Origin of the sequence: Chryseobacterium sp. SIMBA_028 (assembly GCF_046535285.1) — a bacterium.
GTDB lineage: Bacteria > Bacteroidota > Bacteroidia > Flavobacteriales > Weeksellaceae > Chryseobacterium.
Map to the genome: position 1 here is coordinate 1 of NZ_JAWRWZ010000550.1, position 255 is coordinate 255.

Here is a 255-nt window from a genome sequence, read left to right on the forward strand (position 1 = left end):
TATGAGCATCTCTTTCATATACTTTCACATCACCGCCTTTCATCTGCAGTAATCTTGCAAGTGTAAGTCCACCGGGCCCGCCGCCAATAATTGCTATTTTTTTATGTTGTATGACCATAACGTTAAAATTATGGCACAAAATTACTTTTCAGGCAGTACGGAAAATTGTATAAATCGGTCGTTTTTATTTTGGCTGAGTTCTTTAGGCAGAAAACCTGAGAGTTTTTTTATTTCTTTAATAAAATGGGACTGGTC

1 protein-coding gene is annotated in these 255 nt (G+C 36.5%); it reads right to left on the reverse strand.

The window, feature by feature from the left end; translation table 11 throughout:
- Positions 1-118, reverse strand: a 118-nt coding sequence (locus SCA31_RS24460; RefSeq protein ID WP_410699571.1) for an NAD(P)-binding protein, incomplete at its 3' end; no start/stop codon positions are given.
- Between the last annotated feature and the right edge of the window lie 137 nt (positions 119-255).